Here is a 22,213-nt window from a genome sequence, read left to right as displayed (position 1 = left end):
CAGGCCTCGCAGCGAGGATAGCAATGACACGCGGTGGCAGTGACAAAGACCGGTCCGACGGACCGGAGCGAAAATGTCTGGCAACAGGCGAGATACAGCCCAAAGAAGGGCTGATCCGCTTTGTTGTTGGCCCCGAAGGTCAGGTTGTTCCTGATGTGATGGGAAAGCTGCCGGGGCGCGGGGTCTATGTGACCTCGACCGAGGCAGCGCTCCAAACTGCGGTAAAGAAGAAACTCTTTGCCCGCGGTTTCAAGGCGCCGGTGACGGTGCCTGACGGGCTGGTGGATGAAATCAAAGGTCAGGTGCTGCGGCGCCTGATCGAGCTGATCAGCCTGGCGCGCAAGTCGGGTGATGCGGTCTCTGGCTATGAGAAGGTCAAAGACTGGCTGGCCAAGGAACACGCCCGCGTATTGATCCAGGCTTCGGATGGATCAGGACGGGGCAAATCAAAATTGAGCACGCCGCACCGTGGGAAATTCATCGGATGCCTCACTGCGGATGAGCTGGGCATGGCCTTTGGGCGCCAAACTGTGATACATGCGGCGCTGGCCTCTGGTGGACTCGGCAAACGTGTTGTAGAGGAAGCGCAACGACTACAAGGTTTGCGCGAAACGGTGGGCGGCAAGGGCCGCACGGAAGGATAAAGAGCTTTATGAGCGATAGTGACGGCAAAAAGACGTTGGGTCTTCGTGGTGGGTCCCGGCCCGGGAATGTGAAACAGAGCTTCAGCCACGGTCGGACCAAGAATGTCGTGGTGGAAACCAAGCGCAAACGCGTTGTGGTCCCCAAGCCGACCGCGGCCAAGGGGGGCTCAGGTGCGACGCCGTCCGGTGACGCATCGCGGCGTCCGGCTGGCATCAGCGATGCAGAGATGGCGCGCCGCCTGAAGGCGTTGCAGGCCGCCAAGGCCCGCGAAGTAGAAGAAGCGCAGCAGCGCGAAGCCGAGGAAAAGGCCCGTGCCGAAGAGCGTGAGCGCCGCCGGGCTGAACAGGAAGCCAAGGAACGTGAACAGCGCGAAGCTGAAGAGCGTGCCCGCCAGAAGGCTGAAGAAGAAGAGCGCAAGCGTGTCGAAGCTGAGGCTGCTGCGCAGCGTGCGGCTACTGATGCCGAAAAGAAAAAGTCGGAACCGGCTGCGGCCCGTCCCGAGCCGGGCCCGTCTTCGCAGCCTCGTAAGGGGGATCGCGAACGTGATGACCGGCAGAACCGCAATGCCAAAGGTCGCAACGAAGGCGGTGGCCGTCGCTCCGGTAAGCTGACACTTGGTCAGGCGACCGGTGGTGAAGGTGGTCGTCAGCGCTCCATGGCGTCGATGAAGCGTAAGCAAGAGCGCGCACGCCAGAAGGCCATGGGTTCGGTCGAACGTGAAAAGGTTATTCGTGACGTCCAGCTGCCCGAGGCGATTGTCGTCTCCGAGCTGGCAAACCGGATGGCCGAGCGCGTCGGCGAGGTTGTCAAATCGCTGATGAACATGGGCATGATGGTCACGCAGAACCAGACCATCGACGCGGATACCGCCGAGCTGATCATCGAAGAGTTCGGCCACAACGTGGTGCGTGTTTCTGATTCGGATGTTGAAGACGTCATCAAAGAGGTCGAGGACAAGGAAGATGACCTTCAGCCGCGTCCTCCTGTTATCACCATCATGGGTCACGTTGACCACGGTAAGACGTCTCTGCTGGATGCGATCCGCGACGCGCGGGTTGTTGCAGGCGAGGCAGGTGGCATTACCCAGCACATCGGTGCCTATCAGGTGAAAACCGAAGGCGGGGCTGTGTTGAGCTTCCTCGACACGCCGGGCCACGCGGCCTTTACCTCTATGCGTTCGCGCGGTGCGCAGGTCACGGATATCGTGGTCCTTGTTGTGGCTGCAGATGATGCTGTGATGCCGCAGACCGTCGAAGCGATCAACCACGCCAAGGCGGCGGGTGTTCCCATGATCGTGGCGATCAACAAGATCGACAAGCCGGCCGCAGACCCGATGAAGGTCCGCACCGATCTGCTGCAGCATGAAGTTGTCGTGGAAGCGATGTCTGGTGAAGTACAGGATGTGGAAGTCTCTGCCGTAACTGGTCAGGGTCTGGACGAGCTGCTGGAAGCCATTGCGCTGCAGGCGGAAATCCTCGAACTGAAGGCCAATCCGGATCGCGCGGCTCAAGGTGCCGTGATCGAGGCACAGCTGGACGTGGGTCGCGGACCTGTGGCCACGGTGCTGGTTCAGAACGGCACCCTGCGTCAGGGTGATATCTTTGTTGTCGGTGAGCAGTACGGTAAGGTCCGTGCGCTGATCAACGACAAGGGTGAGCGGGTTCAGGAAGCTGGCCCCTCGGTTCCGGTCGAAGTGCTGGGTCTCAATGGTACACCCGAAGCAGGCGACGTTCTGAACGTCACCGAAACCGAAGCGCAGGCCCGCGAGATCGCCGAGTACCGCGCCCAGGCCGCCAAGGACAAGCGTGCAGCGGCCGGTGCCGCGACCACGCTGGAACAGCTGATGCAGAAGGCCAAGGAGGACGAAAATGTCTCCGAGCTGCCGATCCTGGTTAAAGCTGACGTGCAAGGCTCTGCCGAAGCCATCGTTCAGGCGATGGAGAAGATCGGCAACGACGAAGTGCGTGTTCGCGTGCTGCACTCCGGCGTTGGCGCCATCACCGAGAGCGATATCGGTCTGGCAGAGGCCTCTGGTGCTCCTGTCATGGGCTTCAACGTGCGTGCCAACACATCGGCACGGAACTCGGCCAACCAGAAGGGCGTCGAGATCCGCTACTACTCGGTCATCTATGACCTCGTCGACGATGTGAAGGCGGCGGCGTCCGGCCTGCTGTCAGCTGAGATCCGCGAGAACTTCATCGGCTATGCAGAGATCAAGGATGTCTTCAAGGTATCCAACGTTGGCAAGGTTGCGGGCTGTCTCGTGACCGAAGGTGTGGCACGCCGCTCCGCTGGCGTCCGCCTGCTGCGTGACAACGTTGTGATTCACGAAGGTACGCTGAAAACTCTCAAACGCTTCAAGGATGAAGTGGCAGAGGTTCAGTCCGGTCAGGAATGCGGCATGGCGTTTGAGAATTACGATGATGTCCGCAAGGGAGATGTGATCGAGATCTTCGAACGTGAAGAAGTGACCCGCACACTCGACTGATCCACGATCATAGCATGAATAAAAAAACCCCGGCCAAACCAGGTCGGGGTTTTTTTGTGGCTGGTTCAGGGAGGAGAACCAGTCTGCTAAGGAGAGTGTGGGGGATCAGGCGGCGCGGCCGACCGGTTCACCTTCATAGGTTTTGCTACCGACGCGCACCGAAATCTTGCCATCGGGCAAGCTGCGCACGAATGTGCCTTGGATGAAGATAAATGCACCCTGCTTAATCGTTCTGATCATGATCGCTACCGCCTCTTGCCGTCAGAAATACCGACATTACGCTGCCTGTTGGCTCTCAGGGTTAACGAAAAAAGTTAATGATTGATTGATGTACGTGAAGGATACCGCCGCAGGACGCGGCGGTGGCTAAGCCGTTCTGTGCGGGAAACCGGGCAGACCGGAACTAGAGCCAGTCCCGCAGGATCGGGATCAGCGGCACATCGGCCGCCGGCATGGGGTAATCACGCAGGTTCTGCGCGCGGACCCATTTCAGTGTCTGCCCTTCTTTCGCCTGCGGGATACCCTCCCATTTACGACAGGCAAATAGCGGCATCAGCAGGTGAAAATCTTCATAGCTGTGGCTTGCAAAGGTCAGCGGTGCCAGACAGGACGCCCAGGTGTTGATGCCGAGCTCCTCTTCCAGTTCGCGGATCAGCGCCGCCTCGGGCGTTTCACCGGGCTCGACCTTGCCGCCGGGAAATTCCCACAGACCCGCCATCGACTTGCCCTCGGGGCGCTGAGCAAGCAGCACGCGCCCCTCGATATCAATCAGTGCAACCGCAGATACCAGTACGGTCTTCATGACCGGTAGTCCGCGTTGATGGTGATATATTGGTGCGTAAGGTCACAGGTCCAAACAGTGCTCTGCCCCTTTGCCAATCCCAGATCAACCTTGATGACGATCTCCGACTTCTTCATTTCGGCGGCGCCGGCTGCTTCGCGATAGTTTGGCGACACCCAGCCTTTTTCGGCGACCAGTACATCGCCAAAGGAGATGGACAGCTTGTCCCGATCGGCGGCTGCCCCGGATTTGCCGATTGCCATCACGACGCGGCCCCAGTTCGGATCCTCCCCTGCAATGGCCGTTTTGACCAGCGGCGAATTGGCAATCGACAGGCCATGAACCTTGGCGTCGTGGTCATTCATCGCGCCGGTCACCTGGATCTCGACGAATTTGGTCGCGCCCTCACCATCGCGCACCACTTGATGCGACAGGTCCAGCATGACTGATTCCAGCGCCTCGGCGAATTCAGCATGTCCGGTTACATCAACGCCAGAGGCGCCAGTGGCACAGAGCATCAGACTGTCCGAGGTCGATGTGTCGCTGTCCACCGTGATGCAGTTGAAGGTCCGGTCACAGGTTTGCGACAGAAGCTCCTGCAACGCCGTCTGCGGCATCTTCGCATCTGTGAAGATATAGACAAGCATGGTCGCCATGTCGGGGGCGATCATACCTGAACCCTTGGCAATCCCCACGATAGAGACTGTTTTTCCGTCGATCTCGATTTTCGCGCTGGCCCCTTTGGCAAAGGTGTCCGTTGTCATGATCGCGCCGGCAGCAGCTTCGATGGCGGTGGCGTCCAACCCATCCTTCAGCGCAGCGATCTGGGCGACGATGCGGTCGTGCGGCAGTGGTTCGCCGATGACTCCGGTTGATGCGGTGAACACCCGTGCGGCCGGAACTCCCGTGCATTCTGCTACACTGCGGGTGATCTCGGCAACCGAGGTTTGACCATAGTGCCCGGTAAAGGCGTTAGAATTGCCGGAGTTCACGAGGATCGCCGCGCCGTGCGCGGTGTCGTTTTCTGCCGAAGCGAGTTTTACCTGACAGTCCAGAACGGGGGCGGAGCGGGTCGCGGAGCGGGTAAAGACGCCGGCGACGGCCGTTCCGGGTGCCATCACCGCGAGCATAACGTCCGTACGATCCTTGTATCTCACGCCGGCGGCTGCCGATGCGAACCTAACACCGGTGATTTCCGGCAGCTCGGGGAAATGGTCTGGTGCAAGCGGAGAGCGGGGCAGTGCCATTTTCAGTTCCTAACCAGGTCAAGGTTTTTCAGGATTGCGGGGTCTAGATCTTCGATCTCAGGGCGTTCAATCGTTGCCGAGGTGGTCAGGGAGAGTACGCGCTCTTCTACCGCGTCCTGGCGCATCTGCGCTGCAAGCTCTTCGCGGACCTCGTCAAAGGTAGGCGCAGCAGAGGTGCGCCGTTCGTTGAGCTTGATCACATGCCAGCCGAACTGGGTTTGAACCGGTTCGGAGACGTCACCGGTACGCATCGCGAGGACGGCTTCTTCAAATTCCGGGACCATGCGCCCCTTGCCAAACCAGCCGAGCTCCCCACCGTTCGGGCCGGAGGGACCGGTCGACCGTTCGCGCGCTAGAGTGGCAAAATCAGCACCAGCCTCCAGCTCGGCGCGAATTTCGGCTGCATCCTCCTTGCTCTCGACCAGAATATGCGAGGCGTTGAATTCATCACCGCCGGTTCCGTCGGTGTATTTCTCGTCGTAGGCGGCGCGAAGGTCCTGTTCGGAGGCGGCACCCTCCATCACCTTTTCGATGACATCAGCGGCCAGCAGCGAACGGGCTTCGTTCTCTAGGGAGAGTTCGACGTATTTCGGAACCTCGCCATTCAGTTCCTGTTTCAGGCTCGTTTGCTGAATCAGCTGGTCCAGAATTGCGTCATAGAGAACATCATCCGGCAGCTGCTGATACTGCTGCGGCAGCGTCGCGCGGGCGATGATCATGTGACCAATCGTGATCTCTTCGCCATTCACCTTTGCAACCACTGTATTGGCATGTGGTTCGGCCACAGCGGGTATGGGCAGTGTCAAGGCGGCCGTCAGGGCCAGCCCCGACAAATAAGTGAGACCTTTGCGCATTGAATTCTTCCTATTCTCTGGCCACGGCTGGGCGTAGCGTTGACACCGTATTTGCGGGACCTTACATCGCCATGAGGCCTTTGACAGGACCGCTGTTCCATCATTGTTTATGAGTTGCAAGCGGGGCGGGCAAGCCTGCCAACGCCAGGGGCCAATGACAGGACGGTTGGAGAACACATGCTGGGTATCGGAACACTCGCCAAAAAGGTTTTCGGCACGCCGAATGACCGCAAAATCAAGGCGACACGGCCGCTGATTGCCAAGATCAACGCGCTGGAGCCCGAGTTCGAGAAACTCAGCGATCAGGAGTTGCAGGACAAAACCGCCGAGCTGCGCAAGCGCGCCGGTGACGGCGAGAGCCTGGATGACCTTCTGCCCGAGGCTTTTGCCAACGTACGCGAGGCGGCGCGGCGTGCGCTGGGGCTGCGGGCCTTTGATACGCAGCTCATGGGTGGCATCTTTCTGCACCAGGGCAATATTTCCGAGATGAAGACCGGTGAGGGTAAAACCCTCGTTGCGACCTTCCCGGCCTATCTCAATGCGCTGACCGGCAAGGGCGTGCATGTGGTGACGGTGAACGAATACCTCGCCAAGCGCGACAGCGAGTGGATGGGCAAGGTCTTTGCGCAACTCGGCATGACCACCGGCGTGATCTGGTCCGGCCAGCCTGATGCAGAGAAGATGGCTGCCTATCAAAGCGATGTCACTTATGCGACCAACAACGAGCTGGGCTTTGACTACCTGCGCGACAACATGAAGCCGAGCCTCGATCAGGTTTTCCAGAAACACCATAATTTCGCGATTGTGGATGAGGTCGACTCGATCCTGATCGACGAGGCGCGTACGCCGCTGATCATCTCAGGTCCGGCGGAAGATCGCTCGGAACTCTACTCGACCATCGACAAGATGATCCCGCTCCTGAGTGATGATCACTATGAGCTGGACGAAAAAACCCGCGGCGTGACCTTCACCGAGGATGGCAACGAATACCTCGAGCAGCAGTTGATCGCCCATGGCCTGCTGGAAGAGGGCGCGTCACTGTATGATCCTGAGAGCACTACGGTAGTACATCACGTCAACCAGGCGCTGCGGGCGCATAAGCTGTTCCAGCGCGACAAGGACTACATCGTGCGCGATGGCGAGGTGGTGCTGATCGATGAATTCACCGGTCGGATGATGGCCGGTCGCCGCCTTTCCGAGGGTCTGCATCAGGCCATCGAAGCCAAGGAAGAGGTTAAGATTCAGCCCGAGAACACAACGCTGGCCTCCGTGACCTTTCAGAACTACTTCCGCCTCTACAGCAAGCTGTCCGGGATGACCGGCACAGCGATGACCGAGGCCGAGGAATTTGCCGAGATCTACGGTCTGGGTGTGGTCGAGGTTCCAACCAACCGACCAATCGCTCGTAAGGATGAGGACGATCAGGTCTACCGCACGGCTGTCGAGAAATACCGTGCGATGATTGAAGAGACCAAGAAGGCCCATGAAAAGGGCCAGCCTGTTCTTTTGGGCACGACCTCGATCGAAAAATCCGAGCTGCTCAGCCAGATGCTGGAGAAAGAGGGCATCAAGCACAACGTGCTGAACGCCCGTCACCACGAACAGGAAGCCAAGATCGTGGCGGAGGCCGGTCGTCTGGGCGCTGTGACCATCGCTACCAACATGGCCGGCCGCGGGACTGACATTCAGTTGGGCGGTAATGTGGAGCTGAAGGTGCTGGATGCGCTGGACGCCCAGCCCGATGCCGACCCGGTTGCCCTGCGCACCGAGGAAGAGGCCAAACATGCCGCGGAAAAGCAGAGTGTTCTGGACGCAGGTGGCCTGTTCGTGATGGCTTCCGAACGCCACGAGAGCCGCCGGATCGACAACCAGCTGCGCGGTCGCTCCGGTCGCCAGGGCGATCCGGGTCGCACCGTGTTCTACCTCAGCCTTGAAGATGATCTGATGCGCATCTTCGGGTCAGAGCGGCTGGACAAGCTGTTGTCGACCCTTGGCATGAAAGAGGGCGAGGCGATCATTCACCCTTGGGTGAACAAGTCGCTGGAACGCGCCCAGGCAAAGGTCGAAGGCCGCAACTTTGACATGCGTAAGAACGTTCTGAAATTCGACGACGTGATGAATGATCAGCGCAAGGTAATCTTTAACCAGCGTCGCGAAATCATGGCTGCTGAAGATCTGTCCGAAATTGTCGGTGATATGCGTCATGAGGTGATCGACGATCTTCTCGATGTGCATATGCCGGCCAAGACCTATGCCGACCAATGGGACAGCGAGGGCCTGCAGGCGCAGGTCCGCGAGAAACTCGGGCTTGATGTCCCCGTGGTCGACTGGGCTGCCGAAGAAGGCGTCGATGACGAGCAGATCCGCGAACGTCTGGTCGCCGCCAGCGATGCCAAGATGGCAGAAAAGACCGAAGCGTTTGGTGCTGAAACCATGCGCAATATCGAAAAGCAGGTTCTGCTTCAGACCATCGACGCAAAATGGCGCGAACATCTTCTGACGCTGGAACATCTGCGTTCTGTGGTGGGCTTCCGGGGCTATGCGCAGCGTGATCCGCTCAATGAATATAAGAATGAGAGTTTCCAGCTGTTTGAAACCATGCTCGATACGCTGCGTGAAACCGTCACTCAGCAGCTCGCACATGTGCGCCCCATCAGCGAAGAAGAGCAGCGCCAGATGATGATGCAGCTGGCCGCCCAGCAGGCGGAACTGCAAAGGGCCGCTGCTGGCGCTGCGTCGCCAGAGGCACCAGCCGATGGGTTTGTTGAAGACGATCCCTCGACATGGGGCAATCCATCTCGCAATGACAAATGCCCTTGTGGGTCTGGCAAGAAGTTCAAACACTGCCATGGCAGCCTCAGCTGAGGCGCCGGACAGGTGACATAGTCTGGCGAAAACAGTGAAAATTGCATGCTTTCGCCAGATTCTCAGCAAGGGGCGGCCATCAATTGGTCGCCTTTCTGCGTCACGGTTCCTTAACCTTTTTGGGTAAGGAGTCGGTAATGATCAGCAAACGTACAGCCTTGATGAGCGCGGCCACCCTCTGTAGCGCACTGGCGATCGGTCTTGTTATGCAACATGCCGATGGCGGTCCGCAGGCGACTGCAGAAGCCGCGGTTCCTGCGAAGGGGCTTGCGGTTGCGGCCGTAGACAACCTGCCAGACCTCTCGACCGATGGTGCACTTCAGATTGAGGCGATCAGCCTCACTGCGGCCACACCTGCTTCCGACGGCGAGGGCGAAGCCCGTCAGGCCGGGCGTCATGACCCAGAGACCACCTGCGACATGACAGCAGAAGCCGTCGCCAGCCCGATGGCAGAGGTGCGTTTGACGATCTTGTCCCTTTGCCGTCCCGGAGAGCGGTTGACCATTCATCACAATGGAATGATGTTCTCCAGCCGCCTGGACGATACCGGCGCGCTGACCGTTCAGGTGCCGGCACTTTCTTCTACCGCAGTTTTTATCGTCGAGCCGAAAACAGGCCGTGGTGCAGTGGCGACAACTTCGGTGCCTGATCTAAATCTGGTCAGCCGGGTGGTCCTGCAATGGGCTGGCAATAGCGGCTTTGAACTGCACGCGCGCGAGTTTGGCGCGGGGTATGGCAGCGCTGGTCATGTCTGGCACGGTGCTGATCTTACAGCTGGCCGGGGGTCGGTCGTGCAGCTTGGCGATGCCTCGCAGCTGGCGCCGCGTTTGGCAGAGATCTACAGCGTTCCACGGCTTGGCGGCGACCGTAGTGGTGTGATCGACCTGACAGTCGAGGCCGAGGTGACCGCGATCAATTGCGGTCGTGACGTTTCGGCGCAGACGCTTGAACTGCGCGATGGAAAGCTGCGCACCCGTGATCTGACACTGGCGATGCCTGATTGTGCCGCTACGGGTGATTTTCTTGTGTTGAATAATTTGCTAGAAACACTGAAAATCGCCGCAAATTAACTAGCGGTTTATTCAGGATTTCTCATGGCTTTGCTTCGTGCGGCGGTAGGCGCCGCACTCTTTCTTGTCGCTGGAATCCTGCCGCTCAATGCGCAGGATGTGACCCTTTCCTCACCTGACGGCGCCGTTGAGATCACCGGGAATATTCTGGGTTTTGATGGTGAATTCTATCGCGTTGATACGAAGTTCGGTGAGCTGACGGTTGATGGGTCCGGCGTCAGCTGTGAGGGGCCCGGTTGCCCGAGCCTGTCTGATTATGTTGCGGAGATTACCCTGTCGGGTTCTTCCACCATGGCAGAGGTTCTGTTACCGGCGCTGATCGAAGGGTTCGCACTCAGAAACGGTTTCCAGACCCGGCGAGATCCGATGCCCGACAATAATTTTGACTATGTGTTACTGCGGGACACAGGTCGAGTCGCCGCCAGGTTCAGCTTTTTTGTCAGCAATACCGACGAAGGGTTTGCCGATCTTCTGGCCAATGAAGCCGATATCGTGATGGCCCTGCGCGAAATCCGCAGCGCGGAGCGTGAGCGCGCGCGTGAGGCCGGAATGGGGGATATGACAGGGTCACAACGCAGTCGCGTTCTGGCGCTGGACGCCATGGTTCTGGTGGTGGCACCGGGGAACCCTGTGCGCTCGATTTCGGTGTCGAATCTCGCGCGCGTTCTATCCGGGGATCTGAAAAACTGGTCTGAGCTGGGTGGGGCTGACGCGCCGATCTCTCTTCATTTGCCCGTCGCGGGCTCTGGCTTGGCTCAGGCGATTTCTGACCGGCTTGAGCCGCCAAATATTGCGGCGCTTGGCAGTCGTCTGCGGCGCCACGACCGTGGCAGCACCTTGGTGCGAGTCGTTGCGACTGATCCCTTTGCCCTTGGGCTGGCGAGCTTTGCCGAAACATCGACCGCACGCGTCCTGACCCTGCGCGGCGCGTGTGGCTTCTCGCTGCGGGCCAATCGCCGGTCAATCAAGACAGAAGACTATCCGCTGACCGCGCCGATGTTTCTATATCTCCCGTCACGACGGTTGCCCAAGCTTGCGCGGGATTTTCTGAGTTATGTTCGCGGTCCCGCGGCGCAGATTGTGATCCGCAGAGCCGGGTTCGTTGATCAGGCACCAGAGAGAATTTCGATGAATGTTCAGGGCGACCGTCTGGCCAATGCCATCAGCGCAGCCGGGCCGGAGGTCTCCCTTGCGGAGCTGCAGAGATTGGTCAGTCGCCTGGACGGTCTGCAGCGGTTGACCACGTCGTTTCGCTTTGAACCGGGATCGACCCGCCCCGATGCGCAATCGCGAAGCAATATCAATCAGCTCGCCCGGTCTCTGGAGGCTGGCGCCTATGATGCGCGGGAGCTGGTTTTTGTCGGCTTCTCAGATGGCGATGGCCCGGCGAGCGGTAATAAATCCATTGCGTTGAAACGAGCGGAGGCGGTGCGAGATGCGGTCATCGCGGCAGCTGAAACCGCGAATCTCGAGCGGACCGAAATAGCGGTGGAGGCCTTTGGTGAGGCGCTGCCGATGGCCTGTGAAGACCAGCGATGGGGCCGACAGGTCAATCGACGGGTCGAAGTCTGGGTTCGATAAAAGAGCTTCAGACCGCTAGAGATATCCTTCGGAGCGAAAGCTCAGTTCGCGAGATTTTCCGATGATCAGATGATCATGCAGAACGATATCCAGAGTGGCGAGTGCCCGCGCAACCCGGTCGGTCATCTCGATGTCGCTCTGCGATGGGGTCGGGTCGCCCGACGGGTGATTATGTACCAGGATCAGGGCGCTGGCGCTTATTTCAAGGGCCCGCTTGGCGATCTCTCGCGGGTAGACCGGCACATGATCGACGGTGCCCCTGGCCTGCTCTTCATCCGCGACCAGGGTGTTCTTGCGATCCAGGTAGAGGACACGGAACTGTTCGGTCTCACGATGGGCCATGACGGTATGGCAATAGTCCAGAAGCGCGTCCCAAGAGGACAAGACCGGTCGCTGCATGATTCTGGCGCGGGCCATTCGATGGGCGGCAGCCTCCAGGATCTTAAGATCCGCGACGACAGCCTCGCCGATGCCATTCACCTTCGAGAGACGTTCAGGGGGCGCGGTGATAACCCGGTTGAAATCTCCGAAGGTCTCAAGCAGGAGCCGGGCCAGAGGTTTGACATCGCGGCGCGGAATGGATCGAAAGAGCAGAAGTTCCAGCAACTCATAGTCCGGCATCGCAGCCGCGCCCCCGTCCATAAAACGCTCGCGCAACCGCGCGCGGTGATCCCTGATATAAGAGGGCAGGCGCCGCTCTGGCGGGGAGGCAGGCCCCATCTCTGCGCTGTTGGGGAACAGCGGGACAGAGACATCCTGAAACGCGGGATCCTTGGCCATAGGCTATGCTGTGGCCATCGTGGTTGAGGAAGGGTTAATGCAAATGGATCACCATGCGGCCAGCCGCAAAACCAACGAAAAAAGCGCCCCATTGGAGCGCTTAATATTGGTTTAGAATGGGGAGGGGATCAGCCCTTCATCCCGTCCCAGAAGCTTTTCACGGAGGAGAAGAAACTCCGGCTTTCCGGGTTGGTGTTGTCCTCGGAGAGATCCTCGAATTCACGCAGCAGTTCCTTCTGCCGGGCGGTGAGGTTCACCGGGGTTTCCACCGCCAGTTCTATGAACATGTCACCGGTTGCACCGCCTCGCAGGGCAGGCATGCCCTTGCCACGCAGGCGCATCTGGCGGCCGGACTGGCTACCTTCCGGGATCTGCACACGGCCACGGCCACCATCAATGGTCGGAACTTCTATGGCGCCGCCCAATGCGGCCTTTGCCATGGATACCGGTACCCGGCAGTATAGGTTGTTTCCATCCCGCTCAAACAGGTCATGTGCGGAGACTTCAACAAAAATATAGAGATCACCGGGAGGGCCACCGCGCATACCGGCCTCACCCTCGCCGGCAAGGCGAATGCGGGTGCCGGTTTCCACGCCTGCCGGGATGTTCACCGACAGGGAGCGATCTTTCTCTACACGACCATGGCCCTGGCAGGATTTGCAGGGGTTCTTGATGATCTGGCCAAGGCCGGAGCAGGTGGGGCAGGTGCGCTCCACCGTGAAGAAACCCTGCTGCGCGCGAACCTTGCCCATGCCGGAACAGGTCGGGCATGTCGTTGGTTCCACTCCGCCCTCAGCGCCAGTGCCTTCGCAGGATCCACAGGCGACAGCGGTCGGTACGTTGATCGTTTTGTGCATCCCCGCAAAAGCATCCTCAAGCGAGATGCGCAGGTTGTAGCGCAGATCCGAGCCGCGCGCGGCTCGTTGCCGCCCGCCACCCTGGCCGCCGCGTCCACCCATGAAGTCGCCGAACAGATCGTCGAAGACATCTGAGAAGGCAGACGAAAAGTCGCCGCCGCCAAAGCCCTGGCCGCCTTGACCGCCGCGTTGGCCGCCGCCCATGCCGTTTTCAAAGGCGGCGTGACCGTAACGATCATAAGCGGCCTTCTTCTCAGGGTCCTTCAGGACATCGTAGGCCTCATTGGCCTCCTTGAACTTCCCCTCGGCTTCGGGATTGTCCTTGTTCCGGTCGGGGTGCAGCTCTTTGGCCTTCTTGCGAAAGCCTTTCTTGATTTCATCGGCGGTGGCCCCTTTGGACACCCCGAGAACGTCATAGTAATCTCGTTTGGACATCGGAATACCCTTCTTGCCGCAACGAAAGCGGGCCGGCCCGGGGTTCGGACCGGCCCGCTTTGGCCAAAATCAGACCTTAACGCTTGTTGTCGTCCAGATCTTCGAATTCGGCATCGACAATGTCATCATCACCGGGGCCTGAAGCCTCATCCGCGGCGGCGGGTTCATCCGCTGCCTCTTCCTGGCTCGACTTGTAGATCGCTTCGCCCAGCTTCATGGCCGCTTCGGTGACGTTCTGAACGCCAGACTTGATCTTGTCGGCGGTGGATTTCTCGTTTTCGAGGTCATCCTTCAGCGCGGCAATGGCCAGTTCGATCGCTTCGATGGTGGTCGGGTCCACCTTGTCCGCATGCTCTTCCATCGATTTCTCGGTGGAGTGAATCAGGCTTTCGGCCTGGTTCTTCGCTTCGATCAGCTCGCGACGTTCCTTGTCTGCCTCGGCATTGTCCTCGGCATCCTTGACCATTTTTTCGATATCCTCATCGGACAGACCACCGGAGGCCTGGATGGTGATATTCTGCTCTTTACCAGTCGCCTTATCCTTGGCGCCAACGGACACGATGCCGTTGGCGTCGATGTCGAAGGTCACTTCGATCTGCGGCATGCCGCGCGGTGCGGGCGGGATGTCCTCAAGGTTGAACTGGCCGAGCATCTTGTTGTCGGCCGCCATCTCGCGCTCACCCTGGAACACACGAATGGTCACGGCGTTCTGGTTGTCTTCGGCGGTAGAGAACACCTGGCTCTTCTTGGTCGGGATGGTGGTGTTGCGGTCGATCAGTCGGGTGAAGACGCCACCGAGGGTTTCGATACCCAGGGACAGCGGTGTCACGTCGAGCAGAACAACGTCTTTCACGTCGCCTTGCAGAACACCGGCCTGAATGGCGGCGCCCATCGCAACAACCTCATCCGGGTTCACACCCTTGTGGGGGTCTTTGCCGAAGAATTTGCTGACTTCCTCGATCACCTTGGGCATGCGGGTCATACCGCCGACCAGAACAACTTCGTCGACGTCAGATGCCGAGAGACCGGCATCTTTCAGCGCAGCGGCGCAGGGCTTCATCGACGCCTTGATCAGATCGCCAACCAGGCTCTCCAGCTTGGCACGGGTCAGTTTCATGACCAGGTGCAGCGGCTGGCCCGAGGACGGATCCATCGAGATGAACGGCTGGTTGATTTCGGTCTGGCTGGAGGAGGACAGCTCAATCTTGGCTTTTTCAGCGGCTTCTTTCAGACGCTGCAGAGCCATTTTGTCCTTGGTCAGGTCGACGCCGTGCTCTTTCTTGAATTGGTCTGCCAGGTAGTTGACGATGCGCATGTCAAAGTCTTCACCACCAAGGAAGGTGTCGCCATTGGTGGATTTCACCTCAAACAGGCCGTCGTCGATTTCAAGAATGGTCACGTCGAAGGTACCGCCACCAAGGTCATAGACCGCGATGGTTTGGGTTTCTTCCTTGTCCAGACCATAGGCCAGGGCCGCTGCTGTTGGTTCGTTGATGATGCGCAGCACTTCGAGACCGGCAATCTTGCCGGCGTCTTTGGTGGCCTGACGCTGGGCGTCGTTGAAATACGCAGGCACGGTGATGACGGCCTGGGTCACTTCTTCACCGAGGTAGGACTCGGCGGTTTCTTTCATCTTGCCCAGGATGAAAGCAGAGATCTGCGACGGGGAGTATTTCTCACCCTTGGCTTCGACCCATGCGTCACCATTGCCGCCGTTGATTACGGCGAAAGGCAGGTTTTTCTTGTCTTTGGCCAGATCGCTGTCATCGAACCGGCGACCAATCAGGCGCTTTACGCCGAATACGGTGTTGTCCGGGTTGGTGACGGCCTGACGTTTGGCAGGCTGGCCCACCAGACGCTCATCGTCGGTGAAGGCTACGATCGACGGCGTGGTACGGGCGCCCTCAGCGTTTTCGATAACGCGAGGCTGCGATCCGTCCATGATGGCCACACAGGAGTTGGTGGTCCCGAGGTCGATTCCGATAACTTTGCTCATTTTCGATCCCTTTTCACTTTCTAAGGCGATTACCCGAGGTCTGAACCCATTTTGGCATTCCGGCCCCGATTCAGTTGCGGTTTGGTCTGCACCTCCCCGCTTCCCGGCGTATATAGGGAGCGCAAATGCCCCCTGCAACCGCCAGATCGTGTCCTGTTTCGCGAATTACTGCGGTTTTTGACAGGGGAGCGGTTAAGAACAGGCTAACGGTGATGATGAAGTTGCGGTTGCGGGGATTTGAGCTGACAAAACCCCTGTTGGATACGGAACGGCAGCGACAGCTGATTGACTGTCTGCGTCCCGTTCTGCGCGCCGCTCCTCTGTTCTCGCCCGAGGTGCCCGGTAGCGGCAAGATGTCGGTGCGAATGACCTCGGCCGGGGTATGCGGCTGGGTGAGTGACAGGGGCGGGTATCGTTATCAGGATCGGCATCCCTCCGGCCAGGGCTGGCCGAAAATCCCGGCAGAAATCCTGGATATCTGGCGGGCCAGCACAGGGCTGGAGCGACAACCGGACTGCTGTTTGATCAACTACTATGGCGAGGGCGCCCGCATGGGTCTGCATCAGGACAAGGATGAGGCGGATTTCTCCTACCCGGTGGTGTCCGTCTCTCTGGGCGATGACGGCCTTCTGCGGATCGGCAATCAATTCCGTGGCGGTAAGACGGAGACCGTCTGGCTGAACTCAGGCGATGTCGTCGTGATGGGGGGCGAGGCGCGGCTGACCTATCATGGGGTTGACCGCATCCGCTTCAAATCCTCGCGTTTGCTGCCAAAGGGTGGTCGCATAAACCTGACACTTCGCGTGGTGACCTGAGCCATTGCGGCAATCCGTCGATCAGCGTTTGGCACCCCAACTGATCGAGGCACGGCGACGGGTGTAAAACTCCCCCATTAGTCCGATCATGATCAGGACGAGCGCCACCCAACCTGCGTATTGCCAGTTGCTGAAATGGGGGTTGTAGTTGATGAACACAAACCCACGCGCCTGATCTATGCAATGAAACAGCGGGTTCCAGTCGAACATCGACAGCATGAAGCTGGGCAGAGTGTTCGCCAGGAACATCTTGCCCGAGGCGATCATATTGGCCCTTTGGTAGATCGTGGAGATGATGCCAACAGTCCCGGGCGACCAAGGTTTCATGACCAGCAGGATCAAACCTACCGCAGCACCGGTTATCCAGGAGAGCAGCACCATGCCAAAGGCCGCAATCGGTTCCTCTATTTCAATCGGGGTGAACGCCACGTGATAGACGAACAGGATGATCAGCATCGACAGCACCTGAATATACAGTGATCCCAGTGCCGCCGACAGAATGGCGACGATCGTGTTCATCGGGGCGTGCTGCATCATAGGGCTGCTTGGCCCCTCTGCTCCGGCGACAGCGGAAACGGCCTTGGTGTGGGTCAGGAACAAAAACACACCCGACATCACATAGAGCAGGAAATCGCCGCGAATGGCCGAACCGCGCAGGCCGAGCAGGGAAAACATCACGTAGAACACGATGACAAACATCACCGCCTGCGTGAGATTGGTCGCCAGAGCCATGAACGCATTATTATGTTTGGAGCGAACGCTGCGGGCCACGGAATGAAAGACAACCTCACCCATGGCGATGAGGCTGCTGAGACGTGACCGTTTGTGGCGTTGCTCGAACATGATGTCGCTTAGCCGGACCTGCTTTAGGTGAAACTCTGCTTATCGTTACCACGGAAATCTTGCTGTTCCGTTTCACCCCGACCATAAGGGGGACAACTGCTGTAATCAACCAAACCCGGTCAGGGAGAGTGTTTGTGACATATGATGAGCTTATTCCGGTAATCCGCCGATTGGCGATCGAAGCCGGAGAGAAGATCATGGAGATCTATAATTCGGATGAATTCGAGGTGAAGGTGAAATCGGATGAAAGCCCGGTAACCGCCGCTGACGAGGCCGCCGATGCGTTGATTTCTGCCGGGTTGCGCGCAGCCTTTCCCGACGTGATGCTGGTGACCGAGGAACAGGCGGAATCGCACAGCAAGAGCGGGCACACCTTTCTGATTGTGGATCCGCTGGACGGAACCAAGGAGTTCATCCACCGCCGCGGTGATTTTACCGTCAATATCGCATTGGTCGAAAACGGTGTGCCGACGCGCGGCGTTGTCTATGCGCCGGCGCGGTCTCGGATGTTCTTCACCTTGGCGGACGGATCAGCGGTTGAGGAAACCGGCGCTTTTGATCCCTCAGCCATGGGAGAGATCAAACCCATTCGTGTTGCAGACAGTGATAATGATGCGCTGATGGTGGTTGCGTCGAAATCGCACCGTGATCAGGCCACCGATGATTACATCGACAAATACGCCGTGAAGGACAGCAAGAGCGCGGGGTCTTCGCTGAAGTTCTGTCTGGTCGCAACAGGCGAAGCCGACCTATATCCGCGGGTGGGGCGGACCATGGAATGGGATACCGCCGCTGGTCATGCGGTCCTTTGCGGTGCCGGTGGTCAAGTGGTACGCTTTGATGATCATTCGCCACTGACCTACGGCAAGGAAGGCTATGCGAATCCTTTCTTTATAGCCTATGCGCCGGGTGTGGAGCTTAAGAAAGCCTGATGTCCGTCCTTATCGTCATTCCCGCCCGCTATGCTTCGACCCGCTATCCTGGTAAGCCGCTTGTTGCTTTGACCGGGTCCAGCGGCGAGAGCCAAACGCTGATCGAACGCTCCTGGCGTGCGGCCATGGCCGTCAATGGCGTAGATCGTGTGGTTGTCGCAACCGACGACGACCGAATTCGCGATGCTGCCACCGGGTTTGGTGCCGAGGTCGTTATGACCTCCGAAAGCTGCGCCAACGGGACGGAGCGTTGCGCCGAAGCGCTGGATAAACTTGGCGGCGGTTATGATATCGTGGTGAACCTGCAAGGGGACGCGCCGCTGACGCCGCATTGGTTTATCGAGGATCTGATTGTCGGCCTGCGCGGCGCGCCTGACAAAGGGTTGGCAACGCCGGTGCTGCGCTGCGACGGCGCGACGCTGAACAGTCTGCTGGCAGACCGTAAGGCCGGTCGTGTTGGCGGCACCACGGCGGTGTTCGGTAGCGACCATAATGCGCTCTACTTCTCCAAGGAGGTGGTGCCCTTTACGTCCGAAACCTATGGTTCAGATCAGGAGACGCCGGTGTTTCACCACGTCGGTGTCTATGCCTATCGCCCGGATGCGCTGAGCGCCTATCCTGGCTGGCCTGTCGGGCCATTGGAAACCCTCGAAGGGCTGGAGCAGCTGCGCTTTCTTGAGAACGGGCGCAAGATTCTCTGCGTGGAGGTTGAAGCACGTGGACGCGAGTTCTGGGAGCTGAACAATCCCGAGGATGTTCCCCGGATTGAGGCGATGATGAAAAAAATGGGTCACAAATAGGCCTGAATTGTCGATAATATGAAACATGATACGGGATGCCGTGAGCGAAATGTGACTGGGGGTATATTTTCTGAATTGCCTACGGAATACTCTGACCGGCCTTTCGAGGCAGGTTTTGCCACCTAAACGGCCCCACTGACGAACCGCATCAGAACGGTTTGAGAAATAGAAACGAGAGTGCGAGATGCGTAGAAAAGTAACGAAGGCAATTTTTCCGGTGGCCGGGCTTGGAACCAGATTCCTGCCGGCAACCAAATCGGTTCCCAAAGAAATCATGACGCTGGTTGACCGCCCGCTGGTCCAATATGCCATTGATGAGGCCCGAGAGGCCGGCATCAAGGAGTTCATCTTTGTCACCTCGCGCGGCAAAGGAGCGCTAGAGGATTATTTCGACCATTCGCCCATGCTTGAGCAGGAGCTGCGCAAGAAGGGTAAGGATGATCTGCTGGAAATCCTGAAAGCGACCAATATGGACTCGGGCGCGATTGCCTATATTCGCCAGCATCAGGCGCTGGGCCTTGGTCACGCGGTCTGGTGCGCGCGTCGCCTGATCGCCAATGAACCCTTTGCGGTGATCCTGCCTGATGATGTCATCGCGGCGGAAACCCCCTGCCTGAAGCAGATGGTGGAAGCCTACGAGGAAACCGGCGGCAATATGGTCGCGGCCATGGAGGTTCCGCCAGAACAGACATCGTCCTACGGCGTGCTGGATGTGCGCGACGACATGGGCTCGGTGGTGTCGGTAAATGGCATGGTTGAAAAGCCCAAAGCCGAAGATGCCCCGTCTAATCTGGCGGTAATTGGTCGCTATATCCTGGCGCCATCGGTCTTGCGCAATCTCAATAAAAAGAAACAGGGCGCCGGTGGTGAGATCCAGCTGACCGATGCCATTGCCGAAGATATCGCCGACGATGTACCGGTCTACGGCTATCGTTTCCGTGGTCAGCGCTTTGATTGCGGATCCAAGGCTGGTTTCCTGCAGGCAACCGTCGCCTTTGCGCTGGCACGTGAAGAGCTGCGCGATGATCTGATGTGCTACATCAATGAGATTGCGCAGGTCGACAAGGCGGCGCAGTAAGCCGATCACTTCGCCGAGAGTGGCGGAGATTGTGAACATCTGGAAATTGGGTGGCCGGACAGCAGTGTCCGGCCTTTTGATCAGGAAGACGCTGCTTTGACATATATTCTGGTGACTGGTGGAGCGGGTTATATTGGCTCTCATGCCTGCAAGGCACTAAAGGCTGCCGGTTTTACCCCCGTAACCTACGATAATCTGGTGACTGGCTGGCAGGACGCCGTGAAGTTCGGACCCTTTGAAAAGGGGGATCTGGCTGATCGTCTGCGACTGGACGAGGTTTTTGCCAAATATCAACCGGCCGCCGTGATGCACTTCGCCGCGTTGAGCCAGGTTGGTGAAGCCATGAGCGAACCCGGGCGCTACTGGGCCAACAATGTCGGCGGGTCTCTCACGCTGATTGAAGCCGCGGTGGCAGCCGGCTGCCTCGATTTCGTTTTCTCATCAACCTGCGCCACCTATGGGGAGCATGACAATGTGGTGCTGGACGAAAGCACGCCGCAGCTTCCCCTTAATGCCTATGGCGCGTCCAAACGCGCGGTAGAAGACATCCTGCGCGATTTTGGCGCCTCGCATGGGCTGCGGTCGGTGATCTTCCGTTACTTCAACGTGGCGGGTGCCGACCCCGAGGCCGAGGTGGGCGAGTTCCACCGCCCCGAGACTCATCTGGTGCCGCTGGTGCTGGATGCGATTGAGGGCAAACGTGACGCGCTGACCATTTTTGGAACCGACTATGACACCCCGGATGGCACCTGCGTGCGTGACTATGTTCACGTCTGCGATCTGGTCGACGCCCATGTGCTGGGCTTGCAATGGCTGAAAGACGGCAAAGGGAGCCAGGTCTTCAACCTGGGGACCGGCACCGGTTTCTCCGTACGGGAAGTCATGGACAAGGCGGAGGCGACAACCGGTCAATCGGTGCCTCACTCAATTGGTCCTCGTCGTGCCGGCGATTGCACCAAGCTGGTGTCGGGTTCGGTGCGGGCGGCTACCCTGCTTGGGTGGGAACCGAAGCGATCGGATCTTGAAACTATGATCGCGGATGCCTGGGGCTGGCACAAAGCCGGCGCTTACGAGCGCTAGGGTGACGGGGCCAGAGCGGGCTCCAGGTACTGTACCGCTGCCGGAAATCTCCCTGGCGGCGGCCTATCGGCTGAGGTGGCAGCGACGTCGGCTGCTTTGGCGCTCTTTCCGGTCCCGGCATCAGCTGACGACGCTGACGGACCGCACTCGCATTTTGCAACGGGATGCAATTCTTGCCATCACAGTGCTGCGCAATGAAGCGACCCGGCTTCCGTTTTTCCTGGCCTTTTATCGCGATCTGGGTGTCGACCATTTTCTGATCGTCGACAATGGCAGCGATGATGGCAGCGCCGCCTATCTTGCCGGTCAGCCTGATGTCTCGCTCTGGCATACAGGCGCCAGCTATCGCGATGCTCGGTTTGGTCTCGACTGGGCGACATGGCTTCAGATCCGTTATGGTCACCGGCGCTGGTGTCTTAGTGTTGATGCAGATGAATTGCTGGTGTTTGGCGGTGATGCCCGGCACGGTCTGCGCGGATTGACAGATTGGCTGGACCGTCATGGCAGGGCTGGCTTCGGTGCCTTGATGCTGGATCTTTTTCCCAAGGGGTCAGTGGGAGAGGTGAGTTACGTCCCAGGTGATGATCCCCGCCGAGTATTGCCGTGGTTTGATACCGGGCCATATCGCCGGGTTCGACAGGCGCCGCGCGGCAACCTGTGGGTACAGGGCGGCCTCAGGGAGCGGATGTTTTTTCCTGATGAGCCGCAACGGGGACCTACGCTGAACAAGGTGCCGCTGGTCAAATGGCACCGCAGCTTCGCCTATACGAATTCTACCCATGCAATGCTGCCCAGGCGGTTGAATGCACTATACGATGGGCCAGGTGGGGCAGGTCCGTCCGGGGTTCTGCTGCACAGCAAATTCTTGCCCGAAATCACCAAGAAGGCAGAGATCGAAAAGCGGCGTGGCCAGCATTTCAGCGCGCCGGAATTGTTCGACGGCTATTACAACCAATTGGCTGCGGCACCGGATCTCTGGCACAGCGACGCGATCCGATATCAGGGACCGGATCAGTTGGAGGCATTGGGGCTGGCCCGCGCCCCTGATTGGGACGCGGATTGAGCC

Annotated in this window: 19 protein-coding genes; 11 read left to right on the top strand and 8 right to left on the bottom strand. The window is 58.8% G+C overall.

The genetic code is table 11. The features are described from left to right. The first annotated feature begins 23 nt into the window (after positions 1 to 23). Together VXL81_RS02630 and infB are read left to right on the top strand one after the other, a co-directional pair. Positions 24 to 644 carry an RNA-binding protein gene (locus tag VXL81_RS02630; protein WP_340547163.1) on the top strand — a complete coding sequence of 207 codons (621 nt, stop codon included), beginning with the start codon at positions 24 to 26 and terminating at the stop codon, positions 642 to 644. Positions 645 to 652: 8 nt separating this feature from the next. Continuing rightward, a complete protein-coding gene (gene infB, locus VXL81_RS02625) occupies positions 653 to 3,133 on the top strand; it encodes a translation initiation factor IF-2 (RefSeq protein WP_340547164.1) in 2,481 nt (826 codons plus the stop codon). A 105-nt stretch (positions 3,134 to 3,238) separates the two neighbouring features. Here infB and VXL81_RS02620 read toward each other — a convergent pair whose 3' ends face one another. The 4 genes from VXL81_RS02620 to VXL81_RS02605 all read right to left on the bottom strand — a co-directional run bounded on the left by VXL81_RS02620 (position 3,239) and on the right by VXL81_RS02605 (position 6,015). Further along, the gene (locus VXL81_RS02620; RefSeq protein WP_340547165.1) at positions 3,239 to 3,373 is read right to left on the bottom strand and encodes a hypothetical protein; all 135 of its coding nucleotides are present in this window, start codon (positions 3,371 to 3,373) and stop codon (positions 3,239 to 3,241) included. A 163-nt stretch (positions 3,374 to 3,536) separates the two neighbouring features. Next, positions 3,537 to 3,935, bottom strand: a complete 399-nt coding sequence (mutT, locus tag VXL81_RS02615) for an 8-oxo-dGTP diphosphatase MutT (RefSeq protein ID WP_340547166.1) — start codon at positions 3,933 to 3,935, stop codon at positions 3,537 to 3,539. Further along, complete coding sequence (argJ, locus tag VXL81_RS02610) at positions 3,932 to 5,161, bottom strand: bifunctional glutamate N-acetyltransferase/amino-acid acetyltransferase ArgJ (protein ID WP_416552828.1); 1,230 nt, start codon at positions 5,159 to 5,161, stop codon at positions 3,932 to 3,934. Before argJ ends, mutT begins: the two co-directional genes overlap by 4 nt. A gap of 2 nt (positions 5,162 to 5,163) precedes the next feature. Next, positions 5,164 to 6,015 (bottom strand): peptidylprolyl isomerase, encoded by an 852-nt coding sequence (locus VXL81_RS02605; protein ID WP_416534317.1) that lies wholly within the window; start codon positions 6,013 to 6,015, stop codon positions 5,164 to 5,166. A gap of 177 nt (positions 6,016 to 6,192) precedes the next feature. On the opposite strand from VXL81_RS02605, the gene secA reads away from it, so the two are divergent. The 3 genes from secA (at position 6,193) to VXL81_RS02590 (ending at position 11,531) form a co-directional block, all read left to right on the top strand. Beyond that, positions 6,193 to 8,880, top strand: coding sequence for a preprotein translocase subunit SecA (gene secA, locus VXL81_RS02600; protein WP_416542724.1), 2,688 nt, complete (start codon positions 6,193 to 6,195; stop codon positions 8,878 to 8,880). Positions 8,881 to 9,017: 137 nt separating this feature from the next. Next, complete coding sequence (locus VXL81_RS02595; protein WP_416552826.1) at positions 9,018 to 9,950, top strand: hypothetical protein; 933 nt, start codon at positions 9,018 to 9,020, stop codon at positions 9,948 to 9,950. 24 nt (positions 9,951 to 9,974) lie between these two features. Next, entirely contained in the window at positions 9,975 to 11,531 is a 1,557-nt protein-coding gene (locus VXL81_RS02590; protein WP_416552824.1) for a substrate-binding domain-containing protein, read from the top strand. A 15-nt stretch (positions 11,532 to 11,546) separates the two neighbouring features. Here the strand turns inward: VXL81_RS02590 and radC are convergent, their stop codons facing one another. From radC to dnaK, 3 genes are all read right to left on the bottom strand, one after another. Next, positions 11,547 to 12,311 carry a RadC family protein gene (radC, locus tag VXL81_RS02585; protein WP_416552822.1) on the bottom strand — a complete coding sequence of 255 codons (765 nt, stop codon included), beginning with the start codon at positions 12,309 to 12,311 and terminating at the stop codon, positions 11,547 to 11,549. 128 nt (positions 12,312 to 12,439) lie between these two features. Next, complete coding sequence (gene dnaJ, locus VXL81_RS02580; RefSeq protein WP_340547173.1) at positions 12,440 to 13,603, bottom strand: molecular chaperone DnaJ; 1,164 nt, start codon at positions 13,601 to 13,603, stop codon at positions 12,440 to 12,442. Positions 13,604 to 13,679: 76 nt separating this feature from the next. Further along, entirely contained in the window at positions 13,680 to 15,599 is a 1,920-nt protein-coding gene (dnaK, locus tag VXL81_RS02575) for a molecular chaperone DnaK (RefSeq protein WP_340547174.1), read from the bottom strand. Positions 15,600 to 15,811: 212 nt separating this feature from the next. Between dnaK and VXL81_RS02570 the strand changes: the two genes are divergently transcribed. Then, a complete protein-coding gene (locus VXL81_RS02570) occupies positions 15,812 to 16,414 on the top strand; it encodes an alpha-ketoglutarate-dependent dioxygenase AlkB family protein (RefSeq protein ID WP_416552821.1) in 603 nt (200 codons plus the stop codon). Between the two features lie 21 nt (positions 16,415 to 16,435). Here VXL81_RS02570 and VXL81_RS02565 read toward each other — a convergent pair whose 3' ends face one another. Continuing rightward, the gene (locus VXL81_RS02565; RefSeq protein ID WP_340547176.1) at positions 16,436 to 17,257 is read right to left on the bottom strand and encodes an ABC transporter permease; all 822 of its coding nucleotides are present in this window, start codon (positions 17,255 to 17,257) and stop codon (positions 16,436 to 16,438) included. A gap of 134 nt (positions 17,258 to 17,391) precedes the next feature. Here VXL81_RS02565 and cysQ point away from each other — a divergent pair, with 134 nt between their 5' ends. The 5 genes from cysQ to VXL81_RS02540 all read left to right on the top strand — a co-directional run bounded on the left by cysQ (position 17,392) and on the right by VXL81_RS02540 (position 22,210). Then, the gene (gene cysQ, locus VXL81_RS02560; RefSeq protein ID WP_416552819.1) at positions 17,392 to 18,189 is read left to right on the top strand and encodes a 3'(2'),5'-bisphosphate nucleotidase CysQ; all 798 of its coding nucleotides are present in this window, start codon (positions 17,392 to 17,394) and stop codon (positions 18,187 to 18,189) included. Further along, positions 18,189 to 18,989, top strand: a complete 801-nt coding sequence (locus VXL81_RS02555) for a 3-deoxy-manno-octulosonate cytidylyltransferase (RefSeq protein ID WP_416539860.1) — start codon at positions 18,189 to 18,191, stop codon at positions 18,987 to 18,989. Before cysQ ends, VXL81_RS02555 begins: the two co-directional genes overlap by 1 nt. A 184-nt stretch (positions 18,990 to 19,173) precedes the next feature. Beyond that, the gene (galU, locus tag VXL81_RS02550; RefSeq protein ID WP_416534311.1) at positions 19,174 to 20,067 is read left to right on the top strand and encodes a UTP--glucose-1-phosphate uridylyltransferase GalU; all 894 of its coding nucleotides are present in this window, start codon (positions 19,174 to 19,176) and stop codon (positions 20,065 to 20,067) included. Positions 20,068 to 20,163: 96 nt separating this feature from the next. Next, positions 20,164 to 21,147, top strand: a complete 984-nt coding sequence (galE, locus tag VXL81_RS02545; protein ID WP_416539859.1) for a UDP-glucose 4-epimerase GalE — start codon at positions 20,164 to 20,166, stop codon at positions 21,145 to 21,147. Position 21,148: 1 nt separating this feature from the next. After that, a complete protein-coding gene (locus tag VXL81_RS02540; RefSeq protein WP_416542731.1) occupies positions 21,149 to 22,210 on the top strand; it encodes a glycosyltransferase family 2 protein in 1,062 nt (353 codons plus the stop codon). The last annotated feature ends 3 nt before the right edge of the window (positions 22,211 to 22,213 follow it).

The organism is Phaeobacter sp. JH204B (assembly GCF_048055755.1).
Lineage (GTDB): Bacteria > Pseudomonadota > Alphaproteobacteria > Rhodobacterales > Rhodobacteraceae > Phaeobacter > Phaeobacter bryozoorum.
This window is presented reverse-complemented; position numbering and strand designations above follow the sequence as displayed.